A 15,254-nucleotide genomic window follows, 5' to 3' on the forward strand; every position below is an offset into this window, starting at 1 on the left:
AGCCGGCAATTGCCGGCTCTTCTTTTTTACGCTTCACACACGCTATCAGGGGTGCTGGATGATCAGGCTATGTTGATCTTCCAGCATGCTCTGCAGGATATCGTGGGACGAGGTGCTGGTGAGATTCCAGCTACTCAAATCCACATCCTTCAGGGTGATCTGCTGGGTCACATGACCATCCCCGGCTGGCGCCACCGAGAGATTCACATCGCTCAGGCCATTGCTCCCCGTCGTCACCGAGGCTGAGAGATGCTTGAGCAGATCATCGACACCATTGCCAGTGACCCCTTGCAGCATATCAGCCAGATCGATCTTGTCCCCCTGTTCCGGATGGAAGTCGGTGATGGTATCGACGGCGGGCTGCCCCTGACTCCCCTCATCCCCGAGCTGCCAGACGAAGAGATCGCTGCCAGCCCCGCCGGTGAGGATGTCGTTGCCATGCCCCCCCAATAGACGGTCATCGCCGGAGGAACCAAACAGCCAATCCCCCTGATCGGAACCGACCAGCTCATGACCACTCTGGCCGTGCACCGTAATGGTCTCAAGGGGCGTGCTGACGGTTGAACCGCCGACACTCGACTCGGCACTGATCCCCAGCACATGGTCACCGTCGCCAAAACCGCTGAAGTAGAGCGGAACCGAGTGATCGGCCGGGATCAGCCAGTCGCCATTGCCATCAGCATGACCGACGCTCTGACCATGCTCGTCCTGCACCTGCGCCCCATTCAGGCCGCTGATGCGGATGGAGAGCTCGCCGGTGGCCGGGTTGACCACGCTGGCGTTGATGCCAAGGGGGATAACGGCCCCCTGCAAGGCATGGAACGCATGCTGATCCACCGTCAGACCCGGCATATCCGGCTCGGGAGTGACCGTGATGGTCACCTGATCGGTGTCGCTCAGCGGGCCACCCGCACCAGTGTTGCCCTGATCGGAGGTAGTGACGGTAAGGGTATCCTCTCCCCAGAAATCTTTGGCCGGTTCATAGTGCAGGTTGCTTGCCAGCAACTGGTTGAGATCAGCCAGCGACCCCACCAGAGTGATCTCGCTGGTACCCGCCCCCTGCACCATCACGGCACCGGTTGCACCCAGCAAGGTCAGCACACCATGCTCGACCCGCAGCACCATGGAGACAGGCGCACTGCCTGCATCCACATCCTTCACGCTGACGCCGGAGAGCGACAGAGAGCCATCCTCTTTGACCGTCATGCTGCCAGGCAGCTGATTGACCGGGGCATCATTGACCGGCTGCACGTCGATGGGCAGCACATCGGTATCGCTGAGTGCCCCGCCACTACCCGTGTTCCCCTGATCGTTGGTGACCATGGTCAGGGCGTCATTGCCGTAAAAATCACTGTTGCCCTGATAAGTGACCCCACCAGAGAGCAAGGCATTGAGATCGGCCAGCGTGCCGGTCAGCACCAGCGAACCGGTGCCGTTGCCGACCACCGTCACGCCGCTGCCAGCAGGCAGCATCAGGGTGCCATGCTCCACCGACAGGGTGATCTTGATGGGACTGTTGCCTGCATCCACATCTTTCACCTGCAAACCGTGGATGACAAAAGGCTGATCTTCCTGCGCGACCTGAGGGGTCGTTGGCAATACGTTGATTGGCGCATCGTTGACCGGGCTTACATCCACATGGATGGTGTCATTGACCTCGGGGCCAAGGGCGCCGTTATCGAGGCTCTGGGCGGTGATCTTGAGATCCAGTGCACCGTTGGCATCATTGGTCACCAGCTCGACCGCACCCAGCTTGCCGCCCTCGGTAGTGACCTGCCAGCGACCGCCACCCAGATCAACAACCGTCCCAGCCACGCCATTTGGCAAGCGGATCTCGGCACCAGCAGGCACCCCTTCGATGGTGACCCGCACCTGCTCGGGCTTGTTCTCATGCACATTACCCGCACTGCCGCCGGTTGGCTGGTTATCCCGGGTCTCCAGCCCCAGATCCAGAGTAATCACATCCCCTTCGGTACCGCTCGCCTGACCCTGAATGTCGGCGATAAGGGCATCCCCCACCGGATTGACGGTGACGGTAAAGCTGCCACTGGTTTCGAGCGGAATGGTGAGCCCCTTGTCGAGGGTAAAGGCGCTCAGCGACAGCTCCACGGTGCCGCTGAAATCAGCTGGCGGGATCAGGGTCAGCTTGGAGAAATCGGTCCCCACCGGGATCTGCCAGACGCCGCCGCCATTGTTGACCGCCGGAGCCGACAGGGTGAAGCCATCCGGTACCCCCTTGATCTGCAGCGCGACGATCTGCTCCGAGCCATCGTTATCGATTAGGGTTGCGCCAAATCCGGCAAGGTTGACCGTGCCATCCTCGCTCCCCGTGACGCTGTGCACCGAAAGCTGGGCCGGATCGTTGACCGGTCTCACCTCAAAGCCGACCTGGCCGCTCCAGCTGCCGCTGTCAGTCACCTGTTGGCCGCCGACCAGCGCGGTATCGACGATATCGACCTTGATGTCGAGCGGTACCTGACCGCTGAAATGCTCTTTGGGCACAAACACCAAATCCTTAAGTGCCGCCATATCACTCACAACCAGAATGTTAACCGGCTTGCCACTGCCATCGAGGAAGTAACCATATTTCGCATCCACCGTGATGGTGACCCGCTCAACGGTTTCGAGGCCGCCGCCCGCGATGGAGGGGCTGATATCGGCCAGTTTGACCGATAAGTCGAGGTGAATGTGGGTATCTTCCAGATTGTCCGGCTGTCCGTCATGGTTGGTGTCCTGCACAGTCAGTGTCAGTTCCGGGTGCTCGCCACGACCACCATTCACATCGACCACGGGGGCCACATCGACCCTAACCGTGCTGCTGTCAACCTTGATGTCGCCACTGGCGGTATCGGTATTCACCACCTTCACCTCGATATTGAGCGAGCCGGCAAAGTCCTGTGGCAAACTAAGGGTCAGCCCTTCCAGGCCCGCCAGTGACGGCGGCACCTTGATGACGTACTCACCGGTCGAGATGTTGTACTCGGCCCCGCTGATGGTGACGCCCGCCGGCAATCCCTTGAGGACAATGGTCACCTCGTCGCTTGCCTGGTCGGCGGCGCCGATATGGATCACGCCTTTGAGCTGCTGACCAAAATCAACCCGGACATCCTCCTTGCCCACCAGCACGGCGTTGTCGTCGATATCGACGGTCGCCGCCGGCGTCTTGGGCGTCACTGGCTTGTTTTCAAATTCGGCACTGGTTTCCAGGCTCACTTTGACATGGGCACTGGCATCGCCATCATCGCCCCGGTCGATCACCATGGCATCGATGCGGATCGGTTGAACCTTGCCGACAAACCCGTCCGGCGCATGCAGCTTGAAGCTGCCGAGGTTGCCCGCCGGCACGATCCAGCTGCCGTTACCGTTGTTGATACCGCCAACCACCACGAACTGATCGCCTGCACCACCGTTCAACACCGGCAGGTTGATCACCAGATAGTCGATCTCCTCCACGCTCGAGGGATCGAGGTCGGTAAAGATGAAGCGTCCAGTCAGGTCTATATCAGCACCGCTCTGCCCCACGAGAGCTCCACCGCTCTGGGTCAGCACGCCATCGGGCTCCACCACGGCCTGGATATCGACATGCAGATTGCCATCGATCACCTTCTCGGCCACCGCGCCCGAATCCACATCGTGCTGGGTCACGGTAACATGGCTCTGGATAGTGGTATCCCGATCGCTATCCTCCGGTGCCTTCACCAGCAGCTGGCCGCCTTTGAGCAGACTGTCGAGCTGGGCGGCTGTCAGGGTGACCTTGCCACTGACCACGGCCAGCTGACTCTCAACACCGCCGACTCGCAGCCAGATCTGGTAGCCATCCTCCACCCCGGAGAGGCTCAGCGCCGTGACTTTCTCGGCGCCGTCAGTAAGGGTCGGATGCCAGTCCAGCACGGTGAACTGATCTTCCAGGCCATGACTGGTCTTGCTGTAGTCGGTGGCGTCAATCTCCGGCTCCACCTTGATATGCAGCGGCACATCGAAGCTCTTGTGATCACCATCGTTCTCGGTCACCACCACCTTGGCAACAAGATGCAGATCCGCCGTGCTGTTGTGGGGCGGCTGGATAAGCAGATTGCCAAAATCGGAGACATTGACCTGATAGGTTGGCTTGCCATGGGCATCGAGCCCGGCAAAGGTGAGGGTCAGATCCTTGCCGCTGGCATCAAAGACCCGGGCCCCTTCCGGCAGCCCTTGCAGCACCACGTTGAGGCTCTCGGAAGTGTCGTGCGGGGTATCGACCCACTCGCCCGAGGTGAGGGTAAAGTTGAGCGGCGCCCGCCCATCTTCACCCACTGTGATGGCATAGCCTGTCCCTTCGGCCTCCCAGCCGGTATTGCCAAGCTCGAAATGGGGCTGATCCACCACCCCCACCAGATCCACATGAAGGGTCTGGGAGCCGGTCTCCTTCTCGTTCACCACGATGTGGGTCTGGCCATTGGCATCGGTCAAGGTCGCCGTGTCTTTCACCACCCCCTTGATGGTCAGATCGAAATCGACGTTGCTGTTTTTCGGCGGTTGCAGCTTGAGTTCGCCAATCCGATCAAAAGGAACCTCATAGTAACCGGCTATGTTCTGTGCAACGGCGGAACCACCCAGCAACAAGGTTGCACCGTCAGGCAGGCCACTGATGCGGACAAACATCTGCTCGGAGCCATCGAGTTTGTCACCCAGATGAGCAAGGGCAATCTTGCTGCCCAGATCGAGCAGGGTGTCTTCCTTGCCCTGAATGTCACGCACGGTGAGCTTGGCGTCATCGGCCACCGGATTGACATTGATCACCAGATCAATTTTGTCTCCCTGCGCCGTACCCTGACCCTGAGCGATCGGGTTCTTCTCGGTGCTGATCGGCGTCACCGACAGCTTGATGTCACCACTGAAATCCTTGCCCGGAACAACAGTCACCTTGTTGATGTCGCCAGCAGCCACCGTATAGAGGCCGTTTGCCCCCGGGGTAAGCACCTTGCCGTTCAGGGTAAGCGTCCCCTGACCCGACTCCCACTTGATCTGGTAGCTCAGTGTTTCGGAGCCATCGATGTCGGTGAGAGTGGCCTTCACATTGAGAGCGATGCCAGTGCTGTCTTCATTGGTGGTGTAGTGCTGATTTGTGCTCGCTCCATCCCAGAGTGGCTTGTCGGCAATACCTTGCACCGTGATGTCCAGATTGCCGGTGAGCACCGGGGGCTTGCTCCCCTCGGTGACGCCCACCTGCAACTGCACCGGGAAGCGCAGCGGATTGCCACCGAGGTCGTAGTTCGAGTAGTCGTGGTTAGGCACGAAGGTGACACCGGTGAGCTGGAACTTGTCGTTGGTGTTGGCCACCGCCACCATGGCCTCAGGCGGCACCTGATACCAGGTCTTGCCACCCAGGGTAATGGTGGTCAGCGCGACACCGTTGAAATAGAAGGTTCCCTGGGCATTGGCAGGTACCTGGATAAGCAGCTGCTCCACATGCTCGCCCCGATCGAAATCCCCCACATCCAGATTCATGGTAATGGGGATCCCCTGGCTAGGATCGGTTGCTCCGGCATCCTCCTGGCCGGTGACGGCGCTCACGCTGAGCGTGCCAGCCTCGTCCCGGATGGTCAGGGTCAGGATGCCATCATCGCTATCCCCGTCGCCGTCCACCAGGTGGAACGTGATCTGCTGTATCAGGTTGCTATTGCTGTGATTGATACCCGACTTGGCGGTAAAGCTGTAGTTACCCTCTGCATTGATAACCAAAGTGCCGATGAGTTGTCCTGTGCCATCTGTTACCGAGATGGTGGTATTGCCCGTTGCGGCGATGGGGTGCTCGGTGCCATTGATGGTGACCGATTTCACTACTGCATCGTCCGCCCCCTCACTGGCGGTGGCCAGCAGATCGCCGGTCACTTTCGCTCCTTCATTCAGGGTCTTGTTCGCATCCACGGCGACGGGCACATCATCCTGCACGCTCACATGACCAATCACTTCTGCGCTGAGGTCTCCATCACTGTCCCGCGCCTGTAACGGCAGCTGGATATCCAGCAGATCCTTGCCCTGGGCCCTGTGATCCAGATTGCCGATGAGCTCGAAGGTGTAGCGGCCGGAGACATCCAACGTCAGCTTGAAGATGAGCTTGCCTGCGCTGTCCTTGCCAAGATAGACACCCGGCTGGCTATCGGCGCCAATGGTGACAACCTTGCCCCCCGACGTGAGGGTGTTGAGGGCGTTGAAACGGGCCACATCCAATTGCAGAGAAGCCACCCGGTCGCTCCCGGCGGCAATCGCCACCTGACCGATGGCAACTTCTCCCCTGCCTGAGGGACTTGTGCCACTATGCTGGCCACTGCCCCCATTGAGATCCGACTCCTTGACGGTGACCCCCTCGATAGATGTGATCACGGGATTGTCAGCATCGGTGATCACCGCAGTGGTACTGCCAGTGATCACGCTGCCATCGCTGTCGGTTACCTTGATTGGCAAGGTCAGGTTGAGTTTGTTATCCGCCCCGTGATCCAGGTTGGTATGCACAGTCACCTGATAACCGATCTCTGCGCTGGTGTGAGCGGCGATGGTGGCAGGGACAGTGGGGATAGATACCGTCATCACTACCAGACCGCCACTGGTCACCGCCTGGAAGGTGTGACCATCGGTGCCAACCGCTTTCCAGGTCAGGGTTTCGCCGTTATGGGTGATGGGCTTGCCATTTGCATCCATCACCTGACCAGCAAAGGTCAAACGCACATCGGTCACCGGATCCGAGTCAGCTTTGATGGTGATCTTGCCGCTGGCTTGCTGATCATCCGCCGTCTGGTTATTGGCGGCGCCATCGAAGCGCCCTTCATTGAGGGTCACTCCGGTCAGGGTGAGGGTCGGTTTCCCCCCTTCCCCAATCTGGATATTGAGGGTGCCGCTGGTGCTGTCGTTGTTACCGCCCGCCTTGTCGTAATCGTTGACGATCACCTTGATGGGCAGGTCGGTCACGGCGTTGGCGCCCTGATGAAGCCCCTGATAGAGGGTGACCTGATAGTCAAACCCGTTTTTGCCCGCCTGATCGAGGCTGCCAATCAGCTTGACCTCGAACACCTCGACCCGCTGGCCATCCACCATCACATAACCCTTGAGCAGCTGGCTACCGGGGATGGCGGAGTCCCCATCAACCAGCTCGTATTTGACGGGCTGGCCAAGTGCAGTGAGCGCCGGTTGCTGGCTGCCATCGGCAAACACCACCTCCACCACCCGATCCGACCCGGCTTGCACATCGAAGTGACCGGTTTGACTCAAGCTGTTGCTGCCGGTGAGGTTCCCCTCATCCAGGGTCACACCGGTGCCTGGGATAAAGCTCGGCGCCTTGCCATCCGCAATGGTGAGCGGCAGCGTGGTACCGATGCGATCGCCATCCTTGTCAGCCAGGGTGACGGCAAGCGGCAGGTTGAGGGATTCACTCCCCTTGTGATCCAGCTCGCCGCTCAGGGTGACCTTGGCGGTGACGCTCCAGTTACCGTTGTTATCGACCAGGCTCAGCTCGGCGCGCAGCACCACCTGGCCACCGGCGGCTCCGACCAGCTGGCCGGTTGCGGGATCGATGGTGAAAGTAACCGGGTTGCCGTGGCTGGTGAGTCCGGTCAGGGTGCTCTGAATAGCGGCGATATCAAAGCCGAGGGAGTTGGGGTCAAGGGCATCGCTGCCGTGCGCGACCGAGAAACTCATGGTGCTGACCGCGGCAGCCTCCCCTTGTGCCATCTCGGTGATGGTGGTGCCGGTCACGGCAGCGATGGTCGGATTGGCGCCATCACCCACCGCCACGGTAATAGTGGAGGAGACCTTGTCACCATCGCTGTCGAGCAGGGTAAAGCCCGCCTTGAGCAGGCTGTCGGCACTGCCCTGATCCAGCGGTTGATGGAGGGTGAAGCTGTATTTGCCATCGTTACCGAGGGTCAGCTCAAACACCAGCTTGCCATCTGGGGTACGTCCCTCGATAAGATGGTCAGCCACCGTGATGGTCACGGCCTGCTTGCCCGAGGTGAACCCTTGCAGCCCCGGCTGATTGGCATCGAAAGTGATGCTGGTCAGCGGATCGCTGCCCGCAGTGATAGTCAGATCGCCGTTAAGGGTCTGGCCCTGCTGCCAGTTGCTATCTTCGGTGAGCGTGAGGGAGACAGGATTAACCTGCGGCAAGGCACCGTCGGTAATGGTGATATTGAGGGTACCGAGATTGCTCTTGTCGCCGTCAAAATCTGAGCCCTGTACCTTCAGGCCAAGATTGAGGCTGTTGGTCGCTTCCGGCTCGTCAAACACCCCTGTCAGGGAGACGTTGTATTTGCCATCCAGCCCGATGGTAACGGTGAGGATTGCCTTGCCCTGCCAATCCTTGACGGTCAGCTGGTTGTCTTGAACCTCATAACTCGTCGCCTTGCCCTGGCTGGTGAGCCCCGCCAACGCCGGTTGGCTCGCCTCAAAGTTGAGGGAGACCAGACGATCGCTCCCCACCGCCACCGGCAGCTGACCATCGATGCTCTGGTTGCCCCCCTCTTGCAGGGCGACGCCTTTATCGAGACCGAGCACAGGATCTGCACTATCACTCACCGTGATGGTAGCGGTTCCCTGATTTTTGCTGCCGTCGCTGTCGGTGACTTCTACCGGCAAAGTCAGGTTGAGTTTGTTATCCGCCCCATGATCCAGGTTGGTATGCACCGTCACCTGATAACCGATCTCTGCGCTGGTATGAGCGGCGATGGTGGCAGGGACAGTGGGGATAGATACCGTCATCACTAGCAGACCACCACTGGTCACCGCCTGGAAGGTGTGGCCATCGGTGCCAACCGCTTTCCAAGTCAGGGTTTCGCCATTATGGGTGATGGGCTTGCCGCTGGCATCCATAACCTGACCGGAGAGGGTCAGTCGCACATCGGTCACCGGATCTGAGTCAGCCTTGATGGTGATCTTGCCGCTCGTCTGCTGGTCATCAGTGGTCGAGTTAGCGCCATCGAAGCGCCCTTCATTGAGGGTTACATCGGTCAGGGTCAGGGTTGGTTTCTCCCCTTCCCCAATCTGGATATTGAGGGTGCCGCTGGTGCTGTCGTTGTTACCACCCGCCTTGTCGTAATCGTTGACGATCACCTTGATGGGCAGCTCGGTCACGGCGTTGCCGCCCTGATGAAGCCCCTGATAGAGGGTGACCTGATAGTCAAACCCGTTCTTGCCAGCCTGATCGAGGCTGCCAATCAGCTTGACCTCGAACACCTCGACCCGCTGGCTATCCACCATCACATAACCCTTGATCAGCTGGCTACCCGGGATCTGCGGGCCACCATCCACCAGCTCGTACTGCACCGGTTTACCCAATGCGGTCAGCGCAGGCTGTTCGCTGCCATCGGCAAAGGCCACCTCGACTACCCGATCCGACCCGGCTTGCACGTCAAAGTGACCGGTTTGACTCAGGCTGTTGCTGCCGGTGAGGTTCCCCTCATCCAGGGACACGCCTTTGCCCGGAATAAAGCCCGGTGCCTTGCCATCCGCAATGGTGAGCGGCAGCGTGGTACCAATGCGATCGCCATCCTTATCGGCCAGGGTGACGGCAAGCGGCAGGTTGAGGGATTCACTCCCCTTGTGATCCAGCTCGCCGCTCAGGGTGACCTTGGCGGTGACGCTCCAGTTACCGTTGTTATCGACCAGGCTCAGCTCGGCGCGCAGCACCACCTGGCCACCGGCGGCTCCGACCAGCTGGCCGGTTGCGGGATCGATGGTGAAAGTAACCGGGTTGCCGTGGCTGGTGAGTCCGGTCAGGGTGCTCTGAATAGCGGCGATATCAAAGCCGAGGGAGTTGGGGTCAAGGGCATCGCTGCCGTGCGCGACCGAGAAACTCATGGTGCTGACCGCGGCAGCCTCCCCTTGTGCCATCTCGGTGATGGTGGTGCCGGTCACGGCAGCGATGGTCGGATTGGCGCCATCACCCACCGCCACGGTAATAGTGGAGGAGACCTTGTCACCATCGCTGTCGAGCAGGGTAAAGCCCGCCTTGAGCAGGCTGTCGGCACTGCCCTGATCCAGCGGTTGATGGAGGGTAAAGCTGTATTTGCCATCGTTACCGAGGGTCAGCTCAAACACCAGCTTGCCATCTGGGGTACGTCCCTCGATAAGATGGTCAGCCACCGTGATGGTCACGGCCTGCTTGCCCGAGGTGAACCCTTGCAGCCCCGGCTGATTGGCATCGAAAGTGATGCTGGTCAGCGGATCGCTGCCCGCAGTGATAGTCAGATCGCCGTTAAGGGTCTGGCCCTGCTGCCAGTTGCTATCTTCGGTGAGCGTGAGGGAGACAGGATTAACCTGCGGCAAGGCACCGTCGGTAATGGTGATATTGAGGGTACCGAGATTGCTCTTGTCGCCGTCAAAATCTGAGCCCTGTACCTTCAGGCCAAGATTGAGGCTGTTGGTCGCTTCCGGCTCGTCAAACACCCCTGTCAGGGAGACGTTGTATTTGCCATCCAGCCCGATGGTAACGGTGAGGATTGCCTTGCCCTGCCAATCCTTGACGGTCAGCTGGTTGTCTTGAACCTCATAACTCGTCGCCTTGCCCTGGCTGGTGAGCCCCGCCAACGCCGGTTGGCTCGCCTCAAAGTTGAGGGAGACCAGACGATCGCTCCCCACCGCCACCGGCAGCTGACCATCGATGCTCTGGTTGCCCCCCTCTTGCAGGGCGACGCCTTTATCGAGACCGAGCACAGGATCTGCACTATCACTCACCGTGATGGTAGCGGTTCCCTGATTTTTGCTGCCATCGCTGTCGGTGACTTCTACCGGCAAAGTCAGGTTGAGTTTGTTATCCGCCCCATGATCCAGGTTGGTATGCACCGTCACCTGATAACCTATCTCTGCGCTGGTGTGAGCGGCGATGCTGGCGGGGACGGTCGGGATGGAGACCGTCATCACAACCAGACCGCCACTGGTCACCGCCTGGAAGGTGTGACCATCAGTGCCAACCGCTTTCCAGGTCAGGGTTTCGCCATTATGGGTGATGGGCTTGCCGCTGGTATCCATGACCTGACCGAAGAGGGTCAGCCGCACATCGGTCACCGGATCCGAGTCGGCCTTGATGGTGATCTTTCCGCTCGTCTGCTGGTCATCAGTGGCAGAATTGGCGCCATCGAAGCGCCCTTCATTGAGGGTTACATCGGTCAGGGTCAGGGTCGGTTTCTCCCCTTCCCCAATCTGAATATTGAGGGTGCCGCTGGTGCTGTCGTTGTTGCCGCCCGCCTTGTCGTAGTCGTTGACGATCACCTTGATGGGCAGCTCGATCACGGCGTTGGCGCCCTGATGAAGCCCCTGATAAAGGGTGACCTGATAGTCAAACCCGTTCTTGCCCGCCTGATCGAGGCTGCCAACCAGCTTGACCTCGAACACCTCGACCCGCTGGCCATCCACCATCACATAGCCCTTGAGCAGCTGGCTGCCGGGGATCTGCGGGTCACCATCCACCAGCTCGTACTGCACCGGTTTACCCAATGCGGTCAGCGCAGGCTGTTCGCTGCCATCGGCAAAGGCCACCTCGACCACCCGATCCGACCCGGCTTGCACATCGAAGTGACCGGTTTGGCTCAGGCTGTTGCTGCCGGTGAGGCCCCCCTCATCCAGGGTTACACCGGTGCCCGGGATAAAGCTCGGTGCCTTACCATCCACGATGGTGAGCGGCAGCGTGGTACCGATGCGATCGCCATCCTTATCGGCCAGGGTGACGGCCAGCGGCAGGTTGAGGGATTCACTCCCCTTGTGATCCAGCTCGCCGCTCAGGGTGACCTTGGCGGTGACGCTCCAGTTACCGTTGTTATCGACCAGGCTGAGCTCGGCGCGCAGCACCACCTGGCCACCGGCGGTTCCGACCAGCTGGCCGGTTGTGGGATCAACGGCGAAAGTGACCGGGTTACCGTGGCTGGTGAGTCCGGTCAGGGTGCTCTGAATAGCGGCGATATCAAAGCCGAGGGATGCTGGGTCAAGGGCATCACTGCCGTGCGCGACCGAGAAACTCATGGTGCTGACGGCAGCCGTCTCCCCTTGCGCCATCTCGGTGATGGTGGTACCGGTCACGGCAGAGATGGTCGGATTGGCACCATCACCCACCGCCACGGTAATAGTGGAGGAGACCTTGTCACCATCGCTGTCGAGCAGGGTAAAGCCCGCCTTGAGCAGGCTGTCGGCACTGCCCTGATCCAGCGGTTGATGGAGGGTGAAACTGTATTTGCCATCGTTACCGAGGGTCAGTTCAAACACCAGCTTGCCATCTAGGGTACGCCCCTCGATAAGATGGTCAGCCACCGTGATGGTCACGGCCTGCTTGCCCGAGGTGAACCCTTGCAGCCCCGGCTGATTGGCATCGAAAGTGATGCTGGCCAGCGGATCGCTGCCAGCCGTGATAGTCAGATCACCGTCAAGGGTCTGGCCTTGCTGCCAGTTGCTATCTTCGGTGAGCGTGAGGGAGACAGGGTCTACCTGCGGCAAGGCACCGTCGGTAATGGTGATATTGAGAGTGCCGAGGTTGCTCTTGTCGCCGTCAAAATCTGAACCCTGTACCTTCAGGCCAAGGTTGAGGCTGTTGGTCGCTTCCGGCTCGTCAAACACCCCTGTCAGGGAGACGTTGTATTTGCCATCCAGCCCGATGGTAACGGTGAGGATTGCCTTGCCCTGCCAATCCTTGACGGTCAGCTGGTTGTCTTGAACCTCATAACTCGTCGCCTTGCCCTGGCTGGTGAGCCCCGCCAACGCCGGTTGGCTCGCCTCAAAGTTGAGGGAGACCAGACGATCGCTCCCCACCGCCACCGGCAGCTGACCATCGATGCTCTGGTTGCCCCCCTCTTGCAGCGAGACGCCCTTGTCGATGCCCAATGCGGGATCACTGCCATCATTGACGGTCAGGGTCAGGTTGGCGCTGGTGCTGTCGCCATCGATCTCGTTGGCGCTTACCTGCAAACCGAGGGAAAGCGTGTCGCTGCCCTGATGATCGAGCGGGCCGGTGAGGGTGACCACCACCCGCCCAGCCAGATCGCTGCCCTGCTGCTGCGCATTCAATTCGGCGCGCAGCACCTCCACCCGTTGGCCACTGCCATCCAGGTAGTAACCCACCAAGGTGCGATCATCGGCAAATTCAAAGGTCAGCGGATGACCATCGCTGGCAAGACCCGAGCCGTTGAGGGTAGTCAGGGTACTGTTCTGATTACTGAACACCAGCGAATCCACCAGCAGAGGATCGGCGGTGTGTTTGACCACAAAGCTGCTCTCGCCCACCACGGCGGCGCCGTTGGTAAAGGCATCTTCGGTCAGAGGAATGGCCGGGATCTCGAAACTGGGCGGATTGCTGTCCACCAGATTGATCACCAGCGGCGCCTTCACCAGATCGCCGTCGCTGTCTCGATATTCGAGGTTGAACGGCAGGCGCAACACGTCCTGACCGTGATCCAGGCTTTGACTCCAGACGATGCGATAGCTGCCGTCATTGTTGAGGGTCAGGGTGAAGACAGTCGCCCCACCGGCACTGGCGGTCAGGGTCTGACCGTTGATGGTGTAGCCAAGGGGCGCGCCATGGCTGACGAGCCCCAGCCCTTCCAAGGCACTCTGATCAGCGGCGAACTGGACTTGCAGATTGCCATCCTGACCGGCACCGGTATTGAGGCTACCGGTCGCGGAGATCGGGCCACCGGCCAATCCGGCTTCGGAGAGCGTCAGGGTTTCGCTCTGACCTATCAGCGGTGCCCCATCGCTGGCGCTGTTGCCCGCCAGATCGGTGACACTGGCACGCACTTCAAAGGATTGATTGATACCGGAGAGATCAAGACCTGATACCTGCCAGCGGCCATCGGCCCCCACCTGTGCCGAGGTGGTCAACAACGGCTGGCCATTGCTGTCGACCAGAGTGATGATGACACTCTGACCCGCCTCCACATTGCTGGTGGAACCGCTCAGGGTGGCGCTGCTGTTGCCAAACAGGGCTGCGGTATCGAGATCATCGATGTCGATGAAGGCCTGGGTATCGACATTGATAACGAGGGTATCGCTGGCGCGGTTGCCGGCAATATCCACGGAATTGACCTGAAACTGGTACTGGCCATCGGCCAGGGTCTGCGGCAGCTGATATTGCCAGTTACCGGCGGCATCCACCGTCAGGACGGCGAGCACGCTGCCGCCAAGGCTCAGGGTTACGGTGGCACCGGGCTCCCCCTTTCCTTGCAGCAGCGGGGTATTGTCGCGGGTCAGATCATCGATCTGGCTGGCGCCGGTGTCGCTCTCATCGGCGAGATCGAGGGTAATGGTGGTGATGGTATCTAGCAGAGTCTGTCCGGTATCGCTGGCGTTGTTGCCCGCCTGATCCTGGGTATTGGCCACAATCTGCAACGGGCCATCCACCAACTTGCCGGTCACATCGCCAAAATTGGCTTCCCACACCAGGCCGGGCAGTACCACAGTCGTCACCGTCAGTGAATTGCCCGCCTGATCGATAAGGGTGACGGTGACTGGCTGGCCTACCTCCACATCATCCACCACACCACGAATGATGACGCCAGCCGCTTCATCGGCGTTGATAATGTTGTCGCTGGTTTGGGGTTCGGTGATGGTGATGGCAGCAAAGAAATCGCGCTCTTCGGAAAACAGCAGCTCATCGTCAACAGGTTGCACCGCATGGTCGGTATCAAAACCGGCCTCGGCCAGGGTGGCGTCATTGGTACGATCGACCACCACAAATCCACCCGAGCTGGAACCGGCTACACCACCGATATTACCGGCAGCGGCTGCATTGCCGGCGGCGGTCTCCTGGAACAATTCGGTCGGGTCAATCCCCTGACGGATCGCCTCCTGCAACGAGGCCAGTTCCGGATCGGCCGGTTGCCCATCAGCAGCAGGTGTGGCGGGCTCAGGTTTGGCGGCCATATCTTGCTCACCAGCAGGCTCACTGCCCGGCTCGGCTAGTTGAAAGTGGCCCCCTTGGGCAGTTTGCAGGCGGTCCCCCGGCTGCAATGCCATCCCCACCTTTGCTCGTATGACAGATCCATCTGCACTGATGACAAACACGGAGCCCTCGAGTTGAGAGATCACCGTGGACTTTTCAATTTGCAACTCAGCCATACAACCTCCAGCAAAACCTTAACCACCAACATCAGTACCTACAGGGTACTTGTCTGTTCAATAATCATACCGCACCAGACTAAGTGGGTCTTTTCGCTATTTTCGACAATGATTGCCATAAAATGGCCATAACTTACAAGATTGTGCATCTAACAGGCCTTTTTAAATGAAATGAGATTTGGATG

Annotated in this window: 1 protein-coding gene; it reads right to left on the bottom strand. The window is 59.7% G+C overall.

Annotation, left to right across the window (positions count from 1 at the left end):
• Positions 1-45: 45 nt before the first annotated feature.
• Complete coding sequence (locus I6L47_RS22450; RefSeq protein ID WP_254204814.1) at positions 46-15,069, bottom strand: retention module-containing protein; 15,024 nt, start codon at positions 15,067-15,069, stop codon at positions 46-48.
• Positions 15,070-15,254 lie beyond the last annotated feature (185 nt).

The sequence above is a fragment of the Aeromonas sp. FDAARGOS 1417 genome, from assembly GCF_019046985.1.
GTDB classification, from domain to species: domain Bacteria; phylum Pseudomonadota; class Gammaproteobacteria; order Enterobacterales; family Aeromonadaceae; genus Aeromonas; species Aeromonas veronii.